At 34.6% G+C, this 26,082-nt stretch carries 17 protein-coding genes; 13 read left to right on the forward strand and 4 right to left on the reverse strand.

Annotation, left to right across the window (positions count from 1 at the left end; genetic code table 11):
- Nucleotides 1–864: 864 nt before the first annotated feature.
- Complete coding sequence (gene katG, locus JC605_RS23380) at nucleotides 865–3,138, forward strand: catalase/peroxidase HPI (protein WP_198858493.1); 2,274 nt, start codon at nucleotides 865–867, stop codon at nucleotides 3,136–3,138.
- A 60-nt stretch (nucleotides 3,139–3,198) separates the two neighbouring features.
- Here katG and JC605_RS23385 read toward each other — a convergent pair whose 3' ends face one another.
- Nucleotides 3,199–3,657 carry an RNA methyltransferase gene (locus tag JC605_RS23385; RefSeq protein WP_198858494.1) on the reverse strand — a complete coding sequence of 153 codons (459 nt, stop codon included), beginning with the start codon at nucleotides 3,655–3,657 and terminating at the stop codon, nucleotides 3,199–3,201.
- Between the two features lie 221 nt (nucleotides 3,658–3,878).
- On the opposite strand from JC605_RS23385, the gene JC605_RS23390 reads away from it, so the two are divergent.
- Nucleotides 3,879–6,371: a cation-translocating P-type ATPase gene (locus tag JC605_RS23390; protein ID WP_198858495.1), complete on the forward strand. Its 2,493-nt coding sequence runs from the start codon at nucleotides 3,879–3,881 to the stop codon at nucleotides 6,369–6,371.
- Nucleotides 6,372–6,400: 29 nt separating this feature from the next.
- Here JC605_RS23390 and JC605_RS23395 read toward each other — a convergent pair whose 3' ends face one another.
- A complete protein-coding gene (locus JC605_RS23395; RefSeq protein ID WP_198858496.1) occupies nucleotides 6,401–7,273 on the reverse strand; it encodes an AraC family transcriptional regulator in 873 nt (290 codons plus the stop codon).
- Between the two features lie 246 nt (nucleotides 7,274–7,519).
- On the opposite strand from JC605_RS23395, the gene JC605_RS23400 reads away from it, so the two are divergent.
- From JC605_RS23400 to JC605_RS23445, 10 genes are read left to right on the forward strand one after another with little or no spacing between them, the layout of a single operon-like run.
- On the forward strand, nucleotides 7,520–10,582 hold the full coding sequence (locus JC605_RS23400) for a TonB-dependent receptor (protein ID WP_198858497.1): 3,063 nt from the start codon (nucleotides 7,520–7,522) through the stop codon (nucleotides 10,580–10,582).
- A gap of 9 nt (nucleotides 10,583–10,591) precedes the next feature.
- The gene (locus JC605_RS23405) at nucleotides 10,592–12,085 is read left to right on the forward strand and encodes a RagB/SusD family nutrient uptake outer membrane protein (protein WP_198858498.1); all 1,494 of its coding nucleotides are present in this window, start codon (nucleotides 10,592–10,594) and stop codon (nucleotides 12,083–12,085) included.
- Between the two features lie 18 nt (nucleotides 12,086–12,103).
- The gene (locus JC605_RS23410) at nucleotides 12,104–13,045 is read left to right on the forward strand and encodes a hypothetical protein (protein WP_198858499.1); all 942 of its coding nucleotides are present in this window, start codon (nucleotides 12,104–12,106) and stop codon (nucleotides 13,043–13,045) included.
- 24 nt (nucleotides 13,046–13,069) lie between these two features.
- Nucleotides 13,070–14,545 (forward strand): hypothetical protein, encoded by a 1,476-nt coding sequence (locus JC605_RS23415; RefSeq protein ID WP_198858500.1) that lies wholly within the window; start codon nucleotides 13,070–13,072, stop codon nucleotides 14,543–14,545.
- A 13-nt stretch (nucleotides 14,546–14,558) separates the two neighbouring features.
- On the forward strand, nucleotides 14,559–15,752 hold the full coding sequence (locus tag JC605_RS23420; RefSeq protein ID WP_233074223.1) for a glycoside hydrolase family 26 protein: 1,194 nt from the start codon (nucleotides 14,559–14,561) through the stop codon (nucleotides 15,750–15,752).
- A 22-nt stretch (nucleotides 15,753–15,774) separates the two neighbouring features.
- Complete coding sequence (locus JC605_RS23425; protein ID WP_198858501.1) at nucleotides 15,775–16,806, forward strand: glycosidase; 1,032 nt, start codon at nucleotides 15,775–15,777, stop codon at nucleotides 16,804–16,806.
- Nucleotides 16,790–18,319, forward strand: a complete 1,530-nt coding sequence (locus JC605_RS23430; protein ID WP_198858502.1) for a hypothetical protein — start codon at nucleotides 16,790–16,792, stop codon at nucleotides 18,317–18,319. The genes JC605_RS23425 and JC605_RS23430 overlap by 17 nt, the downstream gene beginning before the upstream one ends.
- Nucleotides 18,320–18,321: 2 nt before the next feature.
- Complete coding sequence (locus JC605_RS23435) at nucleotides 18,322–19,959, forward strand: sodium:solute symporter (protein WP_198858503.1); 1,638 nt, start codon at nucleotides 18,322–18,324, stop codon at nucleotides 19,957–19,959.
- Between the two features lie 16 nt (nucleotides 19,960–19,975).
- Nucleotides 19,976–22,210: a beta-glucosidase BglX gene (gene bglX, locus JC605_RS23440; protein ID WP_198858504.1), complete on the forward strand. Its 2,235-nt coding sequence runs from the start codon at nucleotides 19,976–19,978 to the stop codon at nucleotides 22,208–22,210.
- Between the two features lie 4 nt (nucleotides 22,211–22,214).
- Entirely contained in the window at nucleotides 22,215–23,489 is a 1,275-nt protein-coding gene (locus JC605_RS23445; protein WP_198858505.1) for a cellulase family glycosylhydrolase, read from the forward strand.
- Nucleotides 23,490–23,598: 109 nt separating this feature from the next.
- On the opposite strand, the gene JC605_RS23450 is transcribed toward JC605_RS23445, so the two are convergent.
- Nucleotides 23,599–24,576 (reverse strand): GlxA family transcriptional regulator, encoded by a 978-nt coding sequence (locus JC605_RS23450; RefSeq protein WP_198858506.1) that lies wholly within the window; start codon nucleotides 24,574–24,576, stop codon nucleotides 23,599–23,601.
- 140 nt (nucleotides 24,577–24,716) lie between these two features.
- Here JC605_RS23450 and JC605_RS23455 point away from each other — a divergent pair, with 140 nt between their 5' ends.
- The gene (locus JC605_RS23455) at nucleotides 24,717–25,028 is read left to right on the forward strand and encodes an EthD family reductase (protein ID WP_198858507.1); all 312 of its coding nucleotides are present in this window, start codon (nucleotides 24,717–24,719) and stop codon (nucleotides 25,026–25,028) included.
- Nucleotides 25,029–25,511: 483 nt separating this feature from the next.
- On the opposite strand, the gene JC605_RS23460 is transcribed toward JC605_RS23455, so the two are convergent.
- Nucleotides 25,512–26,018, reverse strand: a complete 507-nt coding sequence (locus JC605_RS23460) for a DNA-deoxyinosine glycosylase (protein WP_198858508.1) — start codon at nucleotides 26,016–26,018, stop codon at nucleotides 25,512–25,514.
- Nucleotides 26,019–26,082 lie beyond the last annotated feature (64 nt).

Raw genomic sequence — 26,082 nt, forward strand, 5'->3', positions numbered from 1 at the left:
AAACCCTATCCAAAACGGATAGGGTTTTTTGTTTTATACACAGTTTTTAAAGTATTATCAAAAAAAATAAAATTTCATTTATGCTGTCTGGAGATATCGCTGATGAAACCGTTTCTTTAACTCCTTTTCTTTCATTAAAAAATCCAAGCATAAATTTTGAGTGAGATATTAACTTCAATAAACTAATAATCTTTGGAGTATAAAATCAAATGAATTTTGACATTCTATAATAATTTATTTAAGAATGATATTTAAACTGTCTAAATAATAAAACGTAAACGCATTTTAAATGAAATTTCACAATCGTTTCAACGTACACGTTGACTTAATGGTGTGGTATTGTTTGGCTAGATATATAAAAAAGGTGAAGATAGCAGTGGCTTATCATTTGACCAAATTAGAGAAGTCGAGACTTGATAAAACATCTTAAAACAGTATACTAAACAAAACGTTACAAAAAAAACGAGTTAAATAATGATTTGACTCGTTTTTTACTTTTGGAGTGTTTATATCGAGGATTTAAACTTATTTTTTACCTTTTAAGTATGATTAATAAATTAATGAAAATAAAAAAACTTCCGAGTCTGTGCGCAAAAATTGGAACGTAACAGACAGGGAAGTAAATGTTTATAAAAATAAAAGGATTCTTTTTATTAAATTTATATAATTAAAATTCGATATTACAAAATTGTTGCTCATTTAGAAAAGTATGATTTATCTATAACGAGTAGTATTATAAGTAATTAAGGATGTAAAAAAAGAGTTGCATAGATTTTATCTATTCTGTAAGAATTATTTATGATTCACAGCTGTATTTTTCTTTTTCATTAGTTAGTAATTTAGTAAAAAATAAAATTTTGAACTATGGATAATCAATCAAATGACATCAGTAAATGCCCATTTCACAATGGGAGCATGGACAAACAAGCTGCTTCAGGAACGAAAAATCGTGACTGGTGGCCAAAGCAGTTAAAAGTAAATATTCTGAGACAGAATTCGTTATCGTCAAATCCGTTAGATAAGGATTTTAATTATGCTGAAGCTTTTAAAAGTCTCGATATTGAGGCGGTGAAGAAAGATTTACATGCTCTTATGACTGATTCACAAGATTGGTGGCCTGCAGATTTTGGTCACTATGGCGGTCTTTTCATACGAATGGCGTGGCATAGTGCAGGTACTTATAGAGTACATGATGGACGAGGCGGAGCAGGAGCAGGACAGCAGAGATTTGCTCCTCTTAACAGCTGGCCTGATAATGTGAGTCTTGATAAGGCAAGAAGATTGCTTTGGCCAATAAAACAAAAATATGGACAAAAGATTTCGTGGGCCGATTTGTTAATCCTAACTGGTAACGTTGCACTAGAATCGATGGGTTTTAAAACATTTGGTTTTGCAGGAGGACGTGCTGATGTTTGGGAAGCTGATGAATCTGTTTACTGGGGATCTGAAACTACATGGTTAGGCGGCGATGAGCGTTATAAAGATGGTTCTGAAGGTGTTCCTAAAGATCATGGAGTAGTTTCATCAGATGATAATGCAGATGGAGATATTCATAGTAGAAATCTTGAAAAACCTCTTGCAGCAGTGCAGATGGGACTTATATATGTAAATCCTGAAGGACCAGATGGAAATCCAGACCCGATTGCGGCTGCTAAAGACATCAGAGATACTTTTGGACGTATGGCAATGAATGATGAAGAAACAGTAGCGTTAATAGCTGGCGGCCATACTTTTGGTAAAACTCACGGCGCTGCTTCATCAGATCATGTTGGCGCAGAGCCTGAAGCAGCTGGTTTAGAATTGCAGGGGTTAGGATGGAAAAATAGTTTTGGCTCAGGAAAAGGTAGTGACGCGATTACAAGTGGACTTGAAGTTACTTGGACAACAACACCAACACAATGGAGCAATAACTTTTTTGAAAATTTATTTGCTTATGAATGGGAACTTTCTAAAAGTCCTGCAGGTGCGCACCAATGGGTAGCAAAAAATGCGGAGGCAATTATTCCAGATGCATTTGATGCTAACAAAAAACACTTGCCAACAATGCTTACTACAGATTTATCATTAAGATTAGATCCTGTTTATGAGAAAATATCTCGTCGCTTTTTAGAAAATCCTGATGAGTTTGCTGATGCTTTTGCTCGAGCATGGTTTAAATTGACGCACCGTGATATGGGACCGCGTGCTTTATATCTAGGATCTGAACTGCCATCAGAAGAACTTTTGTGGCAAGACCCTATTCCAGCGGTAAATCACACCCTAATAAACGATGAGGATATAGCACAGTTAAAAGAAAAAGTTTTAAACTCAGGATTAAGCATATCACAATTGGTTTCTACAGCTTGGGCTTCTGCCTCAACTTTTAGAGGTTCAGATAAACGCGGAGGAGCAAATGGTGGACGTATAAGACTCGCACCACAGAAAGATTGGGAAGTAAACAATCCAACTGCTCTTAAAGTGGTTTTAGATAAATTAGAGGCTATTCAGAAAGATTTTAATGAAGCAAATGGCGACAAAAAAGTTTCACTGGCTGATTTAATAGTTCTTGCTGGTAGCGCAGCTGTCGAAAAAGCGGCTAAAGATGCAGGGGCTTCAGCTAAGGTACCTTTCTCACCTGGACGTATGGATGCATCTGCAGAACAGACAGATGTTGAATCTTTTGGATATTTAGAGCCAAAAACAGATGGTTTTAGAAATTACAGAAAAACAAAATCTTCTGTTTTAACAGAAGAGCTTCTTATAGATAAGGCAAATCTTTTAACTCTTACCGCACCAGAATTAACAGTGCTTTTAGGTGGACTTCGTGTTTTAGATATTAATGCTGACGGAAGTAAAAATGGTGTATTTACCAATAGACCGGGTTATTTGACAAATGACTTTTTTGTGAATTTACTAGACATGAACACACAATGGCAATCTGTTTCAAATGATAAAGAACTTTATACAGGAAACGACAGAAGTTCAGGACAACCAAAATGGATAGGAACACGTGCCGATCTTGTTTTTGGTTCAAATTCAGAATTGAGAGCGATAGCAGAAGTTTACGCTGCAGCGGATGCTCATGAGAAATTTGTAAATGATTTTATTGCGGTATGGACTAAAGTAATGAATCTAGACAGATTTGACTTAAGAAAATAATGCAACTGAGAAGGATATTAAACTAAAAGACGCCCATTGTGGCGTCTTTTTTATTAACTTTTAAGAACGTGGTTTAGATAAATTTCTATCATACATTACAATAGTTCCTGCAACAGCCACATTTAAACTTTTTTCAGATTTAAATTTCACTAAATGATGGCATTTATCCATAACTTTTTTAGATAAACCATGATCTTCTGCGCCCAATATATAAACACAACGTCTAGGGTGTTCAAAAGTTTCTAAATCAGAGGCTTTTTCAGATAATTCAACTCCAACTAATCGGGCTCCTTTTGGTAAATTTTCAAAAAAAGCTTCAAAAGTATCATAGTGGAAGTAAGGAATTGCTTTTACAGCATCATGCGTATCACACGCCTGTTTAGCATATCGATTGCCTATAGTAAATATGAAAGTTGCGCCTAAGTTTTGAGCTGATCGCCACAAAACACCTAAGTTTTCGGGCGTTTTACCATTTTGTATTCCTATGCCGAAATATTCATTTATAAAGTTGTCATTCATATGGCAAAAATACAAAGTGTAAGTACATAAATCAATATTTTATTGAGATCAAAAGAATGTGTGGTCTGTAAAGATTGTTTCAAATCGCAAAATGAAACCTAAAAAGACACATTATTATATTTAAATTTATGGTAATAGTATATTTTTATAAGAGTAAAGAAATCGATTGTTGAAATCGTTCGGCAATATTTTACTCTACTGTTATTTTTGTTGGAAATTATATGGAAGCAAACGAGCAAGAATTAATCGGACTAAACTTTAGTGAGGTGGATGAGTCTAGAAAAGAATTCGGGACTAATCAGTATCATTATAAGAAAGAGAATAGAATTTTAGCTTTTTTTAAAAATGTTTTTGCAGAACCAATGATTCTGTTGCTGCTTGCCGCTTCCGGAATTTACTTTATTAATAGACAATATAGCGATGGATTTTTTCTTTTAGTTTCTATATTGTTGATTGCTGCAATTTCACTTTATCAGGAAAAAAGAAGCCAGAATGCTTTGGCAAAATTAAAAGAATTCATAGAACCTTTATGTACAGTTATTCGTGATGGAAAATACCAGAACATTAAAACGCAAGATATTGTTGTTGGAGATTTGGTAGTAATTGAAGAAGGCGCTTTGGTTCCGGCTGATGGAATAATTATACAATCCAATGATTTTTCAGTAAATGAAGCAATACTAACTGGCGAATCAATGGTTGTTTTTAAAGATAGTAATCAAGAAGATAATAAGGTTTTTTCTGGAACTATTACAGCCAGCGGATTAGCCATAGTTAAAGTAACTGAAATTGGAAATGACACAAGATTAGGTAAAATAGGAAGCAGTTTAGAATCTATAGATACAGAAAAAACACCATTAGAAATACAGATTGGGAATTTCGTAAAAAAAATGATTTTTACTGGTGCTTTCGTATTCATTTTAGTATGGGTTTTAAACTACTTGCGAGTGGGAAATGTGCTTCAAAGTCTTTTATTGGCACTAACACTTGCAATGAGTATTCTGCCAGAAGAAATTCCAGTTGCTTTTGCCACATTTATGGCGCTTGGAGCTCGCAGACTTATGAAAATCGGGATTGTTGTAAAACAGATGAAAACAGTAGAAACATTAGGAAGCGCTACAGTAATCTGTACAGATAAAACTGGAACAATTACCCAAAATAAAATGGATTTGGCGGGACTTTATCTGCCATCTGGGATAGAGGCTGGAATTAATACATTCAAAGATATAAAAGAAACAGAAGAACTTCTTACGACTGCTATGTGGGCAAGCGAGCCTATTCCTTTTGATCCTATGGAAATTGCGCTTCATGACACCTATAAAAAATTTGCAGAAACAGATATGACGTCTCATTTTAAAATGATTCACGAATATCCTTTATCGGGCAAACCTCCAATGATGACGCATGTATTTGAAGATTCTTCAGGAAATAGAATTATTGCGGCTAAAGGTGCACCTGAAGCAATTTTAGAGGTTTGTAGTCTTTCTAAACAAGATGAACAGAAGATTATAACCGCGATGGATCAATTGACCGGTAAAGGCTACAGAGTACTTGGTGTGGGAGAGGGAAATTTGCAGGGAAATAATTATCCTGATAAACAGCAGAAAATCTCATTTACTTTTAAAGGACTTGTTGCTTTTTATGATCCTCCAAAAGATAATATTGCAGAAGTGCTTCAGTCTTTTTATACAGCAGGAATTGCCGTTAAGATTATTACTGGAGACAATTTGAAAACGACTAATGCTATCGCGCAGCAAATTGGTTTTGTTGGTTCTGAAAAAGCTATAACTGGAGATGAACTAATAAAATGGAGTGATCAAGAACTGCAAAACAAAGTAATGGATATTAATATTTTCAGTCGGATGTTTCCAGATGCTAAATTGAGAATTGTAAATGCTCTTAAAGCTTGTGGACAAATTGTAGCCATGACAGGAGATGGAGTTAATGACGGGCCTTCGCTAAAAGCTGCTCATATCGGAATCGCTATGGGGAAAAAAGGAACGGCAATAGCAAAAGATGCCGCATCGCTTATCCTTACTGAAGATGATCTTTCAAAAATGGTTGATGCTGTAGCAATGGGGAGAAAGATTTATACGAATCTAAAAAAAGCAGTTCGATACATCATATCTATTCATATTCCAATAATTCTCATTGTCTTCATTCCGCTTGCTTTAAGATGGATTTATCCTAATATATTCAGTCCGCTTCATGTTATTTTGCTTGAACTAATTATGGGGCCAACTTGCTCCATTATATTTGAAAACGAACCTGCCGAAGCAGATACAATGAAGAGAGGACCAAGGCCGATGCGAACAGATTTTTTTAATTTTAAAGAATTGACGGCAAGTATTATTCAAGGCATTGCGATAACTTTAGGATTGTTACTTTCTTACCAGTGGGCAATATACAATCAATGGAATGAAAACATTACGCGTAGTATGGTTTTTTTAACTTTAATTACTTCGAATATTGTCTTAACGCTGGTTAATAGATCATTTTATTATTCGTTATGGACAACATTCCAATACAAAAATATCCTTGTCTCTATAATAATAGGCATTACTATTTTTTTAACGATATTGTTATTTACTATTCCTTTTTTACGTTCTCTTTTTAATTTTGAACTTATTACACTTTCTCAAATGTTTTTTTGCATCGCGACAGGCTTAGTTTCAGTATTGTGGTTTGAAGTTGTGAAATATTTTAGGAGAAGATAAAAGACACATTTCTATAACAGACTCATTTTTTAATGTTTCGTAATTAATTTGCTTTGATCTCTAAACTCACTTGGTGTAAATCCCATTTTGCGTTTGAAAGTACGGTTAAAATTAGAAATGTTATTAAATCCGCTATCATAACATATCTCTTTAATAGACTGTTCAGATTCAAATAATAATCTTGCGGCAAGCCCCAATCTTAAATCAGTTACATAATCTGAAAAAGAACTATTAGTACATTTCTTAAAATAATGGCTAAATGCCGATTCTGACATATTAACTAGATCGGCAACTTCTTTTAGCTGAATTTTATTCTGAAGGTTGTCTTTAATAAAATCATTTACTTTTTCGATTTTATGGCTTTCAGAAAAACTATAATAATCTACATAAGAATGTGAGGAAAGGCTTTTTGTGTTTTTTGCAATCGCTAAATCATGTAATATAGATAAGAAGTTGAGCAAAGAGTCAAAATCTTGTGAATCTGATAACTGCAGTATTTTAGGCTTAAGCGCTTCAATAGTTTCTTTAGAAAAAGCAATTCCTCTTTTAGATCTTTCTAATAACTCACGAATCGGAAGAGCTAATTTTCGATTTAAAGTTTTTTCCGAAAACAAATCTTCATGAAACTGTATCGTAACCACATGCGCCTCAGTGTTTTCTTTTATTCCTGTCCATAAATGAGGAGTGTTCGAACCTATAAGCGCCATATCGCAATCTGTATATTCTATGACAGAATCTCCAATAATTCTTTTTCCTGAAGAATTCAAAACCAAATTAAGTTCTATTTCAGGATGAAAATGCAGCGGAAAATCAAATTTGGCATTCTTATGATTTAATACTATAAAGAAGTCATCTTCTGAAATAGGTACTAATTCTCTTAGGATATTGCGTTTTTCGTTCATAATAGTATTATAATATTTCATTTGGAGAATAAGAAACTTGTTCAAAAATAAATAATATTTTTCTGTTATATGCTATTTTGAGTGCAAATAAAAATTATTTGTTCATATAAAGAACATGTTTGTTGTTAAAAGTATTATTGTTTATTCATGAAAGTATTACTATTTGATGGTATTTACAAAATCGTTACGAAAACGAAGTAGTTAATTTGTCTCGAAACTATTAACTAATCTTTAACCAATCAAACAATGAAAAAAAAATGGACAAAAAGTATACTTTTTTGTATTCTGTTTGTTAGCGCATTTTCAGCTTACAGTCAGAATATAATTAAAGGTACAGTTGCAGACGAAACAGGTCTCACTATCCCCGGTGTAAATATCACTGTGGAAGGATCTTCTAAAACCGCCTCAACAGATTTCGATGGAAAATTTGAAATTAATGCTCCGGCAAATGCAGTTTTATCTTTTTCTTTTATGGGTTTCGATACTCAAAAAATTTCCGTTTCAGGAAAAAATACTTTGAATGTTGTTTTAAGAGCAACTTCGCAAAATCTTAAAGAAGTTGTCGTTATCGGATACGGCTCTGTTAAAAAAGCAGATCTTACCGGTTCTGTAAGTACAGTAAAAACGAAAACTTTAGAAGATATTCCATCAAATTCTGTAGAACAGGTACTGCAAGGTCGAGTTGCTGGGTTACAAGTAACAACTTCTCAAGATCCAGGATCGACTTCGACAGTAAGAATCAGAGGAGGAAGTTCACTTAGAGGTTCAAACGCTCCTTTAGTAGTATTAGACGGATTTCCATTAGGAGATGCAGGCGATTTAAAACAAGTAAATGTTGCAGACATTGATAAAGTAGACGTATTAAAAGACGCTTCGGCTTCAGCAATCTACGGTTCTAGAGGGGCAAACGGAGTAATTATTATTACTACTAAATCGGCCAAGAAAGGAAAAACACAAATTTTAGTGCAGCAGCAATCTACATTTTCTGAATTTAATTCAGAGTTGAATTTGTGGCGCGATCCTGTTTTAATGGCACAATTGAGTAATGAAGGAAGAATCAATGGCGGACAGCAACCTTTATATATCGGAGCAAAGAATTCTAATGGTGTTTATTATCCGTCTATTCAGGAATTGCAGTCAGGTTCATGGCCTTATTTCACAAAATGGGACGATGTAACTTTTAGAAACATGCCATTAGGAAATAACACTATCGTGAGCATTAATAGCGGAACAGACAAAACAAGTTTCAATCTAAGCGGAAATTATTACAGTGAGCAAGGTGTTTTTGTAAAAGACGGTTATAGCAAAGGCGGTTACAACCTTCGTATCAAACACGATGTTTTCGACAATTTTACAGTAAGATTTTCAAATATTGTAAGTAAAGGAAAAAGAGATTCAAATGGAGGTTTAGCTTATTGGAGAAATCCTATTTTCCCAGTTTATGACGAAAATGGAGAGTATTACATGATTGGTCAAAACGATTATACACATCCGGTGGCAATTACAAATCTTCGTCAGAACGAAACCAAAACTATAGACGTAATTACTTCTGCGGCTTTAGAATGGCAAATTATACCAGAATTGCGATTAACATCAAGATTGAATTATAAATACGGTTCGTCTGTAAATGATCAATATTTTCCAAGTAAATATACCGAAACTGGTGATTTCAACAATGGGGCTGGTTACATCAATAACTGGGAAGGTCAGAATTTTGTTTCAGAGACTTTTGCCAACTTCAATAAAACATTCAATAAACATGATTTTGGTATAACAGGCGGTTATACATATGAAAGTTATGTATCGAGAAGTTCAGGACTTGGTGCATTTGACTTTGTGAATGAAACTTTAGGAAATGAAAACATGGGAGCTGGAAATCCTGAGAGAAATACAGTTTCTAACGGAAAAATTGAAACCAAATTAGTTTCTGGAATTTTCAGAATGAATTACGCTTACGCAGATAAATACTTGATGACGCTTACAGGGCGTGCAGATGGTTCTTCAAAATTTGGTAAAAACAATCAATGGGCATTTTTCCCTTCAGGTGCATTAAGCTGGAAAGCACACAACGAAGAATTCATCAAAAAGTTAAATGTATTTGATGAGCTAAAATTTCGTGCGAGTTATGGTATTTCAGGAAATCAAGGAATCAATCCATATCAGACTTTAAGTCGTTATGGTGTGAGCCAATATTACGATAACGGAAGCTGGGTTTCTGCAATTGGGCCTGGATATGTTGTGGGCACAACAGGGCAAGACGGAATTGAAAAACTTTGGGGCGGAATTCCAAATCCAGATTTAAAATGGGAAACCACAGCGCAAAGCGATTTTGGGGTTGATATTTCGATCTTAAAAAGCCGATTAAATATCGTATTTGATTATTATAACAAGCGTACAAAAGATCTTTTGAGAGAAAGAATCTTAACGCCTTCGTCTGGATATGATAGAATTTGGGTAAACGATGGAGAATTGACCAATAAAGGTTATGAAATTACATTAGACGGCGAAATCTTCAAAAATAAAGATTGGCAAATTAATGCTTCTGTAGTGTACTCTAAAAATAAAAATCAAATCGTAAGTCTTGGATCTGTTGAGCAATCTGGATTAAATGTTGATCCGAATACAGGAATGCAATATGAATATTCAGGAAACAGTTTAGAGCAGTTTAGACAATTTCCTAATCTTTTGGCAATTGGTCAGCCAGTAAATGTTTTCTACGGATATAAAACAAACGGAATTGTTCAAACGCTTCAAGAAGGAATCAATGCAGGTTTAGACGGTCAATTGGCGCAGCCTGGAGAATTTAAATATGTAGATATAAATGGCGACGGAGTTGTAGATACAAAAGACCAGACAATTATTGGAAACCCAAATCCTGATTTTATGGCGAGTTTCAATATGACACTAAAATACAAACAGTTCGATTTTAGCTTCTTCTTAAATGGCGTTTTCGGTCAAGATGTCTTAGATACACAAGCATTCAATCAGCCAAGCAATACACCATTACGTTGGACATTAGACAATCCGACAAATGATTATCCAAGTTTAAGAGACGGAAGAACAGTTAAATTTTCAGATTGGTGGGTAAAAGACGGCTCTTTTGTTAGAATTCAAAATATCACATTGGGGTATACTTTAAAACCAGTAAAAAGCGCATTTCAAAGTGTACGCTTGTACTTAAATGCAAACAATGTGTACACCTTTACCAAATTTGATGGTTACGATCCAGAAGTTGGAACAGACGGAATTTACTGGGGAGGATATCCTAGATTGAGCAAATGGACATTTGGATTGGACTTAACTTTTTAAAAAATTACTATGAAAACAAGATATAAAATAGCAACAATGGCACTGTTGATGAGTGTGTTTGCTTGCGATTTGAATGAAGAGCCATACGGATTTTATTCAGAAGATAATTTCTATAAAAGTGCTTCTGATGCTGAGTCTGCTGTAGATTATGCCTATGATGCCCTTACATTTTTAGAATATTCTAGAGCTATATTTTATGTAGGCGATTTGCCAACAGAAGAATGTGGCCCAAAGGGAGATGAAACGGCAGATAATCAGAACTTAGATAAATGGCAGGTTGGAACTTTTAGCACCAACAGAATGCTTGGGAATTATTTTAAATATGCTTACATCGCTATTAATAGAACCAATGCAGTTATTAAAAATGTTCCAAACGGAAAATTTGAGCAAGATTTAAAAGATAAATTCTTAGGAGAAGCTTATTTCTTAAGAGCTTGGAATTATTTTAATCTGGTAAAGAATTTCGGAAAAGTGCCAATGCATACTTCGGTTGTAGAAACAGTAAGTCAGACTGCAGCACCAATGGCGAAAAACCTAGATGAAGTTTACGATTTTATAATTGCTGACGCCGAAAAAGCAATTGAACTTTTAAAAGTAAATCAAGCTTTAGGACGTGCAGATAAAGTGGCAGCACAAGCATTATTGGCAAAAGTATATTTGTATATCGCTTCTTCAAAAGAACATAATGTGCCACAATATGCTGAGATGAACAAAGATGTAGCAACTATGTATCAATTGGCAGCAAAAAATGCAGGAGATGTTATTACAGGTCAAAGTGTTTATGGTTTTGAAAACAATCTTTTGAGTATTTACGATGTCGAAAAACCTTTAGGAAAAGAAAACATCTTTTTGCTTTCTATGGATAGAACAGGAGCAACAGAAGGGGATTATTCTAAAATTTCAAAACTGTTTATCCCGTATATCGATGGTGCTACAATTTATTTGAAAAATCCAGACAATACCTATACAAAATCGCATGATGGATGGAGTGTTTTTCAAACTTTAACGGGGTTCTTCAATAGTTTTGACAATTCAGATAAAAGAAAAACAGACTTATTTGTAACCACAACTTACGATGCTTCGGGAGTTGTTTCTGCACAGTATCCTGGAAAAATTGTATATCCGTTTACACGAAAATACATTGACCCAAACTTCATAGGAGACAAGACAAGTACCAAACCTTTTTTAATTCGCTTTAGCGAAGTAGCATTAACATATGCAGAAGCTGCAGGACCAACTACAGAATCTTACGCTTTAATCAATCAAATTAGAAACAGAGCAGGTTTAGGAAACTTAACACCTGGATTAAGCGTAGATAATTTCAGATTGGCAGTTTTAAACGAGCGCTCTTTCGAATTGGCTTTTGAAGGAAATCGCCTTTATGATTTGCGCCGTTTCAATAAAGTATCTCAAGTTGTGCCAGAAGCTTCTGGAATAACGGCAGAACAAGCTGCATTCTATCCGATTCCGCAGACAGAAATTGATTTGAACACAGGATTATAATTTTAAAAATATACAATTATGAAAAGAATACTATACTTCTTGTGTGTTGTCACAGCGCTGGCGCAAACAAGCTGTCAGAAAGATCCTTTGGAAGATATTGAAGAAGGAAAGTGGAATAATGAGCGCAATGTTTTGGATATAAAATTTGAGAACCAAGTAGGAAATGCTTCAATTGTACGTGTTGATGATTTGACTGGTACAATCAATTTAGCAATCAATGTTGATGCTGTTCCAGACTTAAGCCATATCGTGATCAAAGAAATGGTTTTGTCTTACGGTGCCAATTCATCTATTAAAGAAGGTGAAGCTTTAAATTTTGAAAACGCGCAAAAAAGTGCAGAATTAACAGTAACATCTCCAACAGGAAAATCTAGAAAATATACGGTTGTAGCAAGCTCTTTTAGAGAATCACTTATCGGAACTTATGATATTGATAATTTGATTGTTTACGGAGGTACAGGTCCAGAATATGGAGGAGGAGCTGTTATGGCAATGACAGATAAACCTTGGATTTGGTCGGCAACATTAGGTCCAGATAAAGAATTAGACAATCAGCTGATTTTTGAAATGACAGGAATTACAGAAGATGGAAATACTTACGGAACTGTAACTAATACAGCTGGAGCCGATGGCGCATATGCAGATTTTATTTATATCGGAGATCCTCAAACAGATGTAAAGAAATTCTACAGACAAATTCCAGAAGGAGAAGGAAAATGGCTGAGAAACTATGCTACAGGAACCATCACTTTCACTTTTGCTGACGGTACAACGAAAGTTGGAACATTTGAAAATGCAGGTACAGAAAACCTTGGAAACGGCAGTAATAAAACAATTGCACACAATGCTTTCGCCTTCAATTTGAATGGTACAGATGATTGGGATAAAATTTATTCTGATTATGACAAGTTCGTTAAAAAGCCAAGACGTTTTTGGATAGATGTAACCAAAAAAGAATAGGCAAAAAGATTGTAAATCACTTATATGAGACAAATAGTTTTAAAACTTACAGTATCATTTTGGTTAGTGACAGCAGTAATCAGTTGCTCGGCTTTGCCCGACGCAACTGTTGCTGTTGATAACAATACCATTATAAACGAAAATTACATTGGCAACGGAGTTCAATGGGATCCGTACCAATTAGATTATGGAGAAAAACAACTAAGCATTTCTAAATCGGACTGGCAGAAATTGTATGATCGTCTAGATTTTATGAAACCCCAATTTATAAGAGTCATGATCAATACAACTTCGGTAATTGAAAATGGGACTTTAAACGAAACTAAAAATTACCAGAATATTGCCCCAATTCTTGAATATTGCCAGTCCAGAAATGTAAAAGTTGTTTTAGGCGACTGGGGAGATCGTATGGTAAATAGTAAAACCAATACAATCACCGAAGCCAATTTGAAATTAGCAGCAAAATATCTTGATTTTCTGGTAAATCAAAAAGGATTTTCGTGTATTCATTATTACAATATGATCAACGAACCTAACGGTTTTTGGTCTTCTACTGATGAAAATTATGAACTCTGGAAAAATGCGGCAAGTTATTTTTGGTTAGAATTAAAAGCTTTAAATCTAGATAAAAAAGTTTCTTTATTAGGTCCCGATATTGCCATTTGGAAGGCAGATAAAGTAGATTGGATTTCCAATTCAGTTAAAGATTTAGGTGACGCAATCGGCGTTTATGATATTCATACGTATCCTTCTAAAATTACAGTCAATTCAGGTGAATATACTTCAATTCTAAAGGCTTATAAAAATGAGGTTCCCGCAGGAAAACCAATTGTAATGGGCGAAATCGGGTTCAAGTTTGTAGAAAAACAAGATGAAGCATTAATGAATGAAAATATCAAAAGAGCCAAAGCCAAACCGTATGCATCAGTTGAAGATTCGCAGATGTTTGTTTACGATTACGTCTATGGCTCCGATATGGCCGATGCTTTGATTCAAACTATTAATGCTGGCTATTCTGGCTCTGTTGCTTGGATGTTAGACGATGCGATGCATGCAAAAGAGCAGAAAAATAAACTCAAAGTCTGGGGATTCTGGAATATTTTGGGAGAAGAATATTTTGGAAAAAGCGAAGAAGAGGTTCGTCCTTGGTTTTATGCTTGGTCTTTACTAACCAAATATATGCCTTCGGGAGCTAAAGTGCATCACGTTTCGGTTGAAGGAAATCCAAATTTAAAAGCAATTTCGGTTTCAAAAGACGGAAAAAATATGATTGCCATTGTCAATGTTTCTCATCAGGAAACCAAAGTTAAATTGACCTCTCAAAATATGCCTGTTTTAAATCAAGTCAAAAAGTTTGTTTATGCAAAAGGCCATTTAAAACTAGAAGGCGATCATAACATGCTTCCAAATCAGACCAATATCTCTTTAGATCTAAAAAAGAATAAAACAGAAACAATTCCAGCCGAAGGGCTTTTGGTATTAACCAATTTCGATTATTAACCTTAAAAAGAAAATGATGAAATCATTATATACAATTCTGGTTGCCGTGAGTTTGTCATTCGTTGGATGTTCTTCGGATGATAAAAACGATTCAGGCGGAAACGAGCCCGAAGTTCCAGCTTCGGTAGAATTAAAACTGAGTGATCCAAATGCAACTGCAGAAACCAAAGCGTTGTACTCTAATTTATGGAGAATTCAAGAAAAAGGAACAATGTTCGGGCATCACGATGATTTGCTTTATGGCAGAAATTGGATGATGGAACAAGGAAGATCAGACATTAAAGATGTCTGTGGAGATTATCCAGGAGTTTTCAGTGTCGATTTAGCCGAAATTATGGATGATAGAAGTGCAACTTCAACCTTAAACAATGACAGAATTCGAGTAATAAAAGAAGCTAGAGAACGAGGCGAAGTAATTACAGCTTGCTGTCATTTAAATAATCCTTTGACAGGCGGAGATAGCTGGGACAATTCTAACAATACTGTTGCAAAAGAAATCTTGACAGACGGAAGCGCTACAAATTTAAAATTTAATTCTTGGCTAGATAAACTAGCAGATTTTGCCACTAATTTGAAAGACAAAAACGGAAAACTAATTCCAATTGTTTTTCGTCCTTTTCACGAGCATACGCAAGCTTGGTCTTGGTGGGGTTCGAGCGCGACTACACAAGTAGAATTCATTAGTTTATGGAAATATACGATTGATTATTTGAAGAACAAAAAAGGCGTTCACAGCTTTATTTATGCTATTTCACCTCAATTAGATTCACAAGGCACGGTTGATAATTTCCTTTTCAGATGGCCAGGCGATAATTATGTAGATTTTATTGGTTGGGATAGTTATCACGGAACCAATACTTCAGCCTTTAGTACCAATTTAAGAAACCTTGCAACACTTTCACAGCAAAAATTAAAACCTTGTGGAGTAACAGAAACAGGAGTTGAAGGAATTGTAAAAAATGGTGCTCCGTATGATACCTATTGGACAAACGAAATCAGTATTCCGCTAACAGGAAAAAAAGTAAGCATGGTAGTTATGTGGCGTAACAAGTACGATCCGTCTCATGAAGGAAACCATTTTTACGCTCCATTTGAAGGACATAGTTCTGCAGCAAATTTTAAACTGCTATACGCAAGTCCAAATATGATCTTTAGTAAAAAATTGCCAGATATGTACACCTTAGCAGCAAACACAACAGTAAAATAAAAACCAAAATACAAATCTAAAAATGAAATTAATTAAGTGCACTCAAAATCCAGTTTTAAGCCCAAACCCTAATAATTACTGGGAAAATCTCGTTGTTTGTAATCCAGGAGTCTGGTACGAAAACGGAACATTTTATATGCTTTACAGGGCAGCAGGAGATGATGTGGATCATTATATCCGTGTGGGATTGGCAACAAGTACAGATGGAATCAATTTTAAAAGAGAATCTGATGAACCTGTTTTTGGACCAAGCAGTAACGGTCCAGATATGGGCGGAGTAGAAGATCCGAGAATCATTAAATTTGGAAACGAGTATTATGTTACTTATGCCTACAGACCTTATCCTCCGGGGCGTTATTGGACATTTCCTCATGATGTGATCAATCTTCCAGAAACAGGTCCAGATGCGCCAGCCGTTTACAAGCATAATATCGCAAATTCTGGTTTAGCGGTAACAACCGATTTTAAAACCTACAGAAGGTTAGGAAGAATTACGACTTCTAATTTAGATGATCGTGACGTAATCTTGTTTCCAGAAAAAATCAACGGAAAATATGCTATGCTGCACCGTCCAAAACAATGGATTGGAGAAGAATATGGTTGCGATTATCCTTCAATCTGGCTTCGATATTCTGATGACTTAATGGTTTGGGAAGAAAAAAGCACCCTTCTTTTAAGTGGCAGAAATGGAACTTGGGAAGAAAAAATTGGCGGAAGCACACCACCTTTGCGTACAGATGATGGCTGGTTGCTTATTTATCATGGAGTTGAAAATGGCGGAAATGGTTATTACAGAGTAGGCGTTGCACTTTTAGACTTAGAAGACCCAACAAAAGTAACGGCAAGACTAGAAGATTGGATTATGGAACCCGAATATGATTATGAAATAGAAGGGTTCTATAAAGGCTGTGTTTTTCCTACAGGTAATATGATTGTCGATAATATTTTATATGTTTATTACGGCGCAGCTGATAAATACGTTGGTTTAGCAACTTGCGACATCAATGAATTGTTACAAACTTTAAAAGATTCTCAAAATGAAAATTCAAAATAGCTTTTTACTGTTTTGCGCTTTAGCCAGTTTTTCGGCTCAAAGCCAAAACAGCATTCCTGTCGTTTCTATTAATCCAAGCGAAATTATTTCGAATGAATTTATTGGAAATGGAATTGAATTTTCAGCCTATCCGCACGCTGATACTGAAAGCTCGGAATGGGGAAAATTGATGACTGACGAAAAATGGAAAATGGTTTTTGACCGAGTTTCATTCATTAAGCCTAAAATTGCTCGAGTAATGGATCAGGCGAATTGGCGCTATCTAAAAGGATTTGATGCTTCTGGAAATCCGATTGTTGATTTTGAAAGTGATCAAATGCAGGCTCTTTATAAATTGTTAGATTATTGTGAAAAAAACAAAATCACAGTAATTCTAGGAGAGTGGGGACAGCCGTACAAAGTGCACGACACACATTTAAATCTTCAAAACAGTTTTACTGGTGCAAACGATCAGAGATGGATTGATTTGATCATTAAAAATCTGAATCATTTATTAAATGTAAAAAAATATACTTGCATTAAATATTACAATCTGGTGAATGAACCAAATGGTGATTGGGCAACAACAGACGGCGATTTTGAACAATGGAAAGAAGGAATTACAATGCTTCATAAGTCTATTCAAAAGGCAGGTTTAGACAAAAAGATTTCGATTATTGGTCCAGATGCAACTTCGTTTAATAATCCGAGATCAAAATATAAAGGCCTTGATTGGGTAAAACAAACCGCACTTCAAATTCCGAATTTAATTTCTGCTTATGATGCGCACGATTATCCTTCTAAAGAAAGCATTCGTTCTGGAGAATTTCAGAAGACATTTGGAGACTTAGTCCGTTTTACAGATTCAGTTCATAAAAAGCCTTTTATTTTGGGCGAATTGGGTATAAAAGGAGATCCTTCTTCAAAAGAACATTTAGGAGATAAATTTACTAGTGTCGACAGTCAACTTTCGGTTTACGATTACGATTATGGAGTAGATATGGCAGATGCTTTAATTCAGGCAATGAATGCAGGATTTGATGCTGTAATTGCTTGGGATTTAGACGATGCAATGCATACAAAAGATGACAAAGGCGACAAATATCAGCTCAAGCGTTGGGGAATGTTTAATAGTTTAGGTAAAGAATTAACAGACAAGAAAGAAGATGAAAATCTGCGTCCTTGGTTTTATACTTGGTCTATTATGACACGTTATTTTACCAGCGATATGAAAATTGTAAAACTAGATCATTTAAACATCGAAAAAGTACGCGCCACAGCAGGATTTACAGCTTCAGGAGAGGCAACAATTGCCATTGCAAACAACAGTGATAAGGAAGCTAATTTTACAATTGATGCTAAAAAACTAAAACTGAAAACGAAACTTAATAAATATTTATACACCGAGAGCAAACGCCCAGTTGACCAAAATGGTTTTCCTATTCCTTCTGAAAAAATGAGTTTGAAAGAAAACAGCATTAAAGTTTCTATTCCAGCAAAAAGCGTTATTCTTTATACCACATACCAGCAGTAATTATGATAAATTTAAATATAATTGACTTAGTTGTCTTGGTTTTATACATCATCTTTATTGTTTGGTGGGGATTAAAAAATAGTAAATCAAGCGATTCAGATGCTTACTTTTTGGCAGGGAGAGATTTAAAATGGCCAATGGTCGGATTATCACTTTTTGCGGCCAGTATTTCGAGCTCGACTCTAATGGGAAATTCTGGAGAAGGTTTTATCAATGGAATTGCGGTTTTCAATTACAACTGGATTTCGATTCTGGTAATGGTCTTTTTTGCCATCTTTTTTCTTCCATTTTACATTAAATCGGGAATCTTTACAATGCCAGAATTTTTGGAAAGAAGATTTGATGCGAGATCAAGAACTTATTTTTCGTTTATAACCATTATCGGAAACATTTTTCTTGATGCTGCAGCGACACTATATGCAGGAGCATTAATCATCAACATGATTTTTCCGGGAGCAGACATGATGCTTATTATTGTCGGAATGGCTGTTGTTGCAGGAAGTTATACTATTATTGGCGGACTTTCGTCTGTTATTAATACAGAAGTAATTCAAGCTTTTATTTTAATAATCGGATCGACTTTATTGGCTTTTTTCGCAATGGATAGCATTGGAGGTTGGGATGCATTTTATACGCAATTTCACGACGGAATTTGGCTAAAATTGACAAGACCAATGGACGACCCGACTGTACCTTGGTTAGGAATGTGGGTTGGAATTCCGATTCTTGGTTTCTATTTCTGGGGCAATAATCAGGTTATGGTACAACGAGTTTTGTCTGCAAAATCTATAGATCATGGACGAAAAGGCGTTTTACTAGTGGGATTTTTGTATTTATTTACACTTTTCATTTTTATTTTTCCTGGTGTCATTGCCAGAGGAATTAATCTTTTTGGTGTAGAGAATTTACCGCACGAAATCATTAGCGGAAGCGAATTAAAATCAAAATACGGAATCAATACCGATCAAGTTTATCCAAGATTAATCAATAAAGTGCTTCCTGTTGGATTAATCGGAATTATTCTTTCAGCAATGATTTCGGCTTTAACATCAGCTTTGAGCGCAACTTTAAACTCTGTTTCTACTTTGTTTACAATGGATTTTTACAGCAAGTTTGATAAAAATGCGTCAAGCGAAAAAAAGGTAAGAGTTGGTAAAATAACTGCTGTTGTAACTTTGATAATCGCTATTTTATGGGCTCCGTACATTGGTAAATTTGACTCGCTTATTGCTTATTATCAAGAAATCTTATCTTATTTAGCACCGCCAGTGGTTGGCACTTTTTTTCTGGGATTGTTCTGGAAACGTTCTAATGCCGTTGGAGCTTTCAGTGGTTTAATGTCAGGATTGTTTATTGCAATCGTCATTATGTCTGCAAAATATATTTTTGGTATGCATTTAGGGCTTCACTTTTTATTATTGGCGCCAATTATTTTAGTTTTAAGTATTTTGGTAAATGTGACAGTGAGTTTAACAACAGCTCCTCCATCAGAAAAAAAAGTAAAAGAAAACACTTGGACAAAAGCACTTTGGAGAGAAGAAACGATCGCTTTACAGAATGTAGTTTGGTATAAAAACTTCCGTATACAAGCTCTTTTGCTTGTTTTAGCCTGTTTCGGAATGTACGCAGCGTTTTTCTAATGAAATAATTTACAAAATGAAAAAGCTACAATTTTTAGCGCTGTTTCTACTCTTATCAGGATTAGAAACAAGCGCTCAGGTTTTTGATGCCTCAATAGAAAAAAAGATTGATGTTCTGTTAAAGAAAATGACTTTAAAGGAAAAAATCGGTCAGATGAATCAATTGTCTGCAGATGATATGGAAACCAATTATAAAGTTATTCAACAAGGAATGGCAGGTTCGGTTTTGAGTATTACCAATCCCGAAATAGCCAACAAAGCACAAAAAATAGCGGTAGAACAAACCAGATTAGGAATTCCGCTAATTATTGGGCGCGACGTAATACACGGTTTTAAAACCATATTTCCAATTCCGCTAGGACAAGCAGCAAGTTTTAATCCAGATTTGGTAGAAAATGCAGCTAGAATTGCTGCAATAGAAGCATCAGAAACTGGAATTCGTTGGACATTTGCTCCTATGATTGATATTGCGAGAGATCCTCGATGGGGAAGAATTGCAGAAAGCTGTGGAGAAGATCCTTATTTAACTTCGGTTATGGGAGTTGCTATGGTTAAAGGTTTTCAAGGAAAAAATTTGTCGGATCCAACTTCGATTGCAGCTTGTGCCAAACATTTTGCTGGATATGGAGCAGCAGAAGGAGGACGTGATTATAATACGACTAATATAACTGAAAGGCAATTTAGAAATACTTATTTAGTCCCGTTTGAAGAAGCCGTTAAAAAAGCCGATCTGGCTACAATTATGACCGCTTTTAATGCTAATGACGGAATTCCTTCTTCTGGAAATGAGTTTCTTTTAAAACAAATGCTCCGAAAAGAATGGAATTTTAAAGGTTTTGTAGTTTCTGACTGGGCATCGATTACAGAAATGGTCGATCATGGTTTTTGCACGGATAACAAAGAAGCGGCTCAAAAAGCTATAAATGCAGGAGTAGATATGGAAATGGTTAGCGGTACATATGTTGCTTTTGTTGAATCTCTTTTGAAGGAAAAGAAAATTAATATAGAAACTATAAATGATGCTGTTCGTAATATTTTAAGAATAAAATTTAAACTAGGACTTTTTGAAAATCCTTATGTAAAAGGAAATACTGAAGCTGTTTTTTATAAAAAAGAACATTTAGAAACGGCTCAAAAAACGGCAGAAGAATCGGTAGTTTTATTAAAGAATGAAGCACAAATTTTACCGCTTAAAAATCCTAAAACGATAGCTGTTTTTGGTCCGTTGGCAGATGCGCCTCACGATCAATTAGGAACTTGGGTTTTTGATGGAGATAAAAATCATAGCGTAACGCCTCTTCAAGCTTTAAAAGATCAATACGGAAAAAATATAAAGATTCTGTATGAACCAATTTTAAAATATTCAAGAGACAAAGATTCTACTGAATTCTATAAAGCTAGAAAAATAGCAAAAGAAGCAGATGTTGTGTTACTATTTGTAGGCGAAGAATCGATTCTTTCTGGTGAAGCACATAGCCTTTCTAATCTGAATTTGCAAGGCGTGCAATCGCAACTTTTAGCAACTTTAGCTAAAACAAAAACGCCAATAATTACTGTTGTTCTAGCGGGAAGGCCTTTAACAATAGAAAAAGAAGTTAAAGGATCTAATGCTGTTTTATATGCGTGGCATCCAGGAACGATGGGCGGACCAGCACTTGTAAATTTATTATTTGGGAAAGCAAATCCTTCGGCAAAATTACCCATTACGTTTCCTAAAAATGTAGGACAGATTCCGATGTATTATAGTCATTTAAAAACGGGTCGTCCTGCAAACGGAAGTGAATTAAATGTAGAAAACATTCCTATTGAAGCTTCTCAAACATCTTTGGGAAATAAATCTTATTATTTAGATAGTGGGAACGAACCTTTATTTGCATTCGGATTCGGGCTTTCTTATACCACATTTGAATATGGAAAAACAACACTTGCAAAATCAGTTTTGAAACAGGATGAGACAATTGAAATTTCCTTTTCATTAAAAAATACTGGTAATTATGATGGTGCTGAAGTTGTACAACTTTATATGAGAGATATTGCAGGATCTATTGCATTGCCAGTTAAAGAATTAAAAGCTTTTAAAAGGGTTGAATTGAAAGCTGGCGAAAGCAAAAATGTAAAGGTTGATTTAAAAATTAGTGATCTTGTTTTTTATGGAATTGATATGAAAAAGAAAGTAGAGGCAGGAAAATTCGATTTGTGGGTAGGAAGCAGTAGCGTAACTGGAGAAAAAGTATCATTTGAAGTGCAATAAATAGATGAAAAAAATACTATATCTATTGTTTTTGGCTTTATCACAGCTGAATTTACAAGCTCAGGATTTTGTCAAGGTGCAAAATGGAAAATTGGTTAAGGATGGAAAACCGTATCATTATCTAGGAACCAATTTTTGGTACGGAATGAATTTGGCTGTTTCAGATAAAGCAAGGTTGGTTCGCGAATTGGATCGTTTGAACAATTTGGGAGTTAAAAATCTTCGCATTATTGCAGCTTCAGAAGGTAATCTTGAAACTCCCTGGACTGTTCAGCCAACAATGCAAAAAGAACCTGGAAGTTATAATGAAGAACTTTGGAAAGGGCTTGATTTGCTATTAGCTGAAATGAAGAAAAGAAACATGACAGCAGTTGTTTGCCTGAATAATTTTTGGCCTTGGTCTGGCGGTTTTGCGCAATATGTTTCTTGGGCAAATCAAAATGAAGCAATTCCATATCCGCCACCAGCAGAAAATGGCGATTGGAGAAAATATCAGCACTATTCTGCTCGTTTTTATAGTGATAAAACGGCTCAAAAATGGTTTGAGAATCATATCCAGAAAGTAGTTACACGAGTAAATTCGGTTACTAAAATACCATACAAAAAAGACCCAACTATTATGGCTTGGCAATTGGCCAACGAACCAGAAGGAAGCAATAATATCGAGGCTTACAGAAAATGGATTGATGATACAGCAGGATTTATTAAGAAATTAGATCCTAAACATTTGGTTTCTATTGGTTCTGAGGGAAATACACCCTCTCCTGAAAACGGAACCAATTTCGAAATTGATCACCAAAGCAAAAATATTGATTACTGTACATTTCATCTTTGGGTTCAGAATTGGGGTTGGTTTGATCCGCTTAAAGTGAAAGAAACGTATCCGATGGCATTAGAAAAAGCAGAAAAATATATCGATGAACATGTAAAAACAGCTCAGAAATTAAATAAACCTCTTGTCTTAGAGGAATTTGGAATTTCAAGAGATGAAAATAGCTATGATGCCAACTCATCAGTTGAAGTAAGAGATCAATATTATACTTTTATTTTCGAAAAGATTTATGCTTTAAGTCAAACTATACCACAAGTTTCGGGAGTAAATTTTTGGGCTTGGGGAGGCGAGGGAAGACCTAAATCTAATAGAAGCATTTGGAAACTGGGCGATGATTTAGTGGGAGATCCTCCTCACGAATATCAAGGTTGGTATTCTGTTTACGATCGAGATTTAAGTACACAAAAGATAATTAACGAATATGCATTAAAACTAAATAACGAATGATTAGAAGAAAGAGTTAGCAATGCATTAGAAAGATAAAAAATCGGAGTTCTATTTAAACTCCGATTTTTTTATAAATGCTGATTTTGCTTTTCTGCTTTTTAAATCTAGTTTATGCAGCTCCTTTATGATATTTCTTTTTGTATTCGATTGGAGGAATTCCAGTGATTTTTTTAAATGCATCTCGAAAAGCTTTAATATCAGAGTAGCCCACTTCGTACATTACTTCATTTACTGTTTTACGATCTGTTTCAAAAGCTTTTTTAGCGGCTTCAATTTTTACTCTTTGCAGATATTCGCTAGGAGTATTTCCAGTGGCTTTTATAAATCGTCTATCAAAATTTCTTCTGCTGACATTAAACTTAATCGAAAGATCGCTCATTGATAATTTTTCGCCCAAATTATTTTCGATATAAGATTGTGCACCAAGTACCATTTCGTCTTCATGTTTCTTTTGTCCTGAGAAAATAATAAATTGTGATTGAGATTTTCTATTCATTTCAATCTGAAACACTTTGGCACAATAAACTGCAGTTGCTCTACCATAATATTTTTCGATAAGGTAAATCATTAGGTTAAGAAAAGAGTATGCTCCGCCATTCGTATATATTCCATTTTCATCTGTAATTAATTCATCAACTCTCAGATTTATTTGCGGAAACATTCTAGAGAAATTTTCTCTAACAGACCAATGTGTCGAACAATTTTTTCCGTCAAGAAGTCCCGATGCAGCAAGCATAAATGCTCCTGTACAGATCGTGGCAATTTCTGCACCTTTTTGATATTGTTTTTGCAGCCACTGCACAAGTTCGTCATTATGCTGAAGGGCAAGATTGTAATTGTGATTTAATGAAGGAATTATAATAAGATCGGTTTTAGCAATTTGGGAAATATAGACATGGGGCTTTACAGTAAAAATACCACCATTAAATTCTATTTTTTCAGAAATTCCTGCCAGTTTGATTTGAAACAATTCTGTTCCGCCGTTCATTTTAGCAAAAGCATTTGCTTTGGTAAAGATTTCGTACGCACCAGATATGCTAGAAAGATTATTATCTCCTTCGGGAACTATTATGGTAAGCTGTTTCATTTTCTTTTTTGTATAAAGATACTAAAAGTTGATGTCCAAATATACCAGTAAGAATGTCTATTTTGCATATTAGAAAAGTCTGTAATTGCTTTTAAATTTACGTTAGATAATTTTCTAACGTATTAAACAAAAAAACTATTATGGCAAAAATGACTGTTATTTATAAAACACCAAAAGATATTTCTTTTTTTGAAAAACATTATTATGAGGTGCATATTCCGTTGGCAAAAAAACTTCCTGGAATAATAAAATATGAAGTTAGCAAAGAACCTGTCATATCATTGACTGGACATTCTGATGTATTTCTTGTGGCTAATTTATATTTTGAATCTTTAGATGCAATGATGGAGTCTTTTAAAACCGATATTGGGCAACAATGCGCTACAGATCGTAGAATTCTAGCTAGTGATGATGAAGTGCAAATTTATGTTTATGATGTAAAAAACACCTGATTTTATCTTGTTGCATTTTAACGGCTGTGGGTTCATTTTACTATTTCTGGTTTCAGATTATAATCTGAAACCATTTATAGAGGTTCAGATAGAAAGATTAAGCTTTTTCATTATAATTTTAAATATCTTTTCGATACAAGATGTACGAATAGAGAAGTAAATTAAAATGTAGAATACTTAAAATTAATTGTTTGAACTTTTAAGGTAAAATTCAGTATTAATTTAAATATGACCCAACCTATGGCCGCTATCCCTGACGAATTATATAATGTTAAGTTTGCTGCGTACTTCGATTCTATGAAAGAGTTGTATATACTCGATGAGAAATTTAAGGTTATTTGTGATGCTTATTGTATAAGTACCGCCAAAACGGAGCTTTACAGGGATAAAAGCGATAAAAATCACCGACGCAGAATGAAGTTCGAAAATTTATCAAGAGAACTAGAAGAAGAAATACTGTTTTATATTATGAGAAACAGGTAATTAGTTTTCTTCTTTTTTAGGAAGCGCTATTTGAGATATGGCTCTCCATTCGGCCATTTTTTCTGCTCTTGTCAGGCCAGCATTTAATCCGCTGGTAGAAGGGAGAGTTACATAGGTAATTCCTTTTTGTGCAATAGTATGTTTCTGAAAATACTTTGTAGCAGCTTTACTTTCAAAAAATACATGTTTTATATTAGGATATTGTTTGTGCAGACTTTCAAAATCGTTTATCGTTTCTTCGGTAATTGCAGCATCACTGCTTCCTTCTCTTTTACAGCTTTGCAAAACATTCCAAAGGCCAATTTTATATTTTGTTAATAGAGCTTTTCGATCTTCGTACAAATCGCTAAATTCTTCTTCAAAAATAGCAAACATAATTTTCCAAAAAAGATTTCCTTTGTTGGCGTAATATTGCTGTTTGGCAATAGACTGTTCGCCAGCCATAGTGCCCATAATTAGAATAACAGTAGAATTGTCAATTAATGGTTGGAGGGCTTTTTTATACATGTTTTTGCTTTTTTTTCCTTTATTGTAAAATTATCAATAAAGATTTGAAATGAGTAAAAGAGTT

Origin of the sequence: Flavobacterium sp. IB48, assembly GCF_016405855.1 — a bacterium.
In the GTDB taxonomy this organism is placed as follows: Bacteria; Bacteroidota; Bacteroidia; order Flavobacteriales; family Flavobacteriaceae; genus Flavobacterium; species Flavobacterium ginsengisoli.

Excerpts from the sequence above, each read along its gene's own strand:
- katG (WP_198858493.1), top strand. The coding sequence starts at position 865 with ATGGATAATCAATCAAATGACATCAGTAAATGCCCATTTCACAATGGG.
- JC605_RS23385 (WP_198858494.1), bottom strand. The coding sequence starts at position 3,657 with ATGAATGACAACTTTATAAATGAATATTTCGGCATAGGAATACAAAAT.
- JC605_RS23390 (WP_198858495.1), top strand. The coding sequence starts at position 3,879 with ATGGAAGCAAACGAGCAAGAATTAATCGGACTAAACTTTAGTGAGGTG.
- JC605_RS23395 (WP_198858496.1), bottom strand. The coding sequence starts at position 7,273 with ATGAACGAAAAACGCAATATCCTAAGAGAATTAGTACCTATTTCAGAA.
- JC605_RS23400 (WP_198858497.1), top strand. The coding sequence starts at position 7,520 with ATGAAAAAAAAATGGACAAAAAGTATACTTTTTTGTATTCTGTTTGTT.
- JC605_RS23405 (WP_198858498.1), top strand. The coding sequence starts at position 10,592 with ATGAAAACAAGATATAAAATAGCAACAATGGCACTGTTGATGAGTGTG.
- JC605_RS23410 (WP_198858499.1), top strand. The coding sequence starts at position 12,104 with ATGAAAAGAATACTATACTTCTTGTGTGTTGTCACAGCGCTGGCGCAA.
- JC605_RS23415 (WP_198858500.1), top strand. The coding sequence starts at position 13,070 with ATGAGACAAATAGTTTTAAAACTTACAGTATCATTTTGGTTAGTGACA.
- JC605_RS23420 (WP_233074223.1), top strand. The coding sequence starts at position 14,559 with ATGATGAAATCATTATATACAATTCTGGTTGCCGTGAGTTTGTCATTC.
- JC605_RS23425 (WP_198858501.1), top strand. The coding sequence starts at position 15,775 with ATGAAATTAATTAAGTGCACTCAAAATCCAGTTTTAAGCCCAAACCCT.
- JC605_RS23430 (WP_198858502.1), top strand. The coding sequence starts at position 16,790 with ATGAAAATTCAAAATAGCTTTTTACTGTTTTGCGCTTTAGCCAGTTTT.
- JC605_RS23435 (WP_198858503.1), top strand. The coding sequence starts at position 18,322 with ATGATAAATTTAAATATAATTGACTTAGTTGTCTTGGTTTTATACATC.
- bglX (WP_198858504.1), top strand. The coding sequence starts at position 19,976 with ATGAAAAAGCTACAATTTTTAGCGCTGTTTCTACTCTTATCAGGATTA.
- JC605_RS23445 (WP_198858505.1), top strand. The coding sequence starts at position 22,215 with ATGAAAAAAATACTATATCTATTGTTTTTGGCTTTATCACAGCTGAAT.
- JC605_RS23450 (WP_198858506.1), bottom strand. The coding sequence starts at position 24,576 with ATGAAACAGCTTACCATAATAGTTCCCGAAGGAGATAATAATCTTTCT.
- JC605_RS23455 (WP_198858507.1), top strand. The coding sequence starts at position 24,717 with ATGGCAAAAATGACTGTTATTTATAAAACACCAAAAGATATTTCTTTT.
- JC605_RS23460 (WP_198858508.1), bottom strand. The coding sequence starts at position 26,018 with ATGTATAAAAAAGCCCTCCAACCATTAATTGACAATTCTACTGTTATT.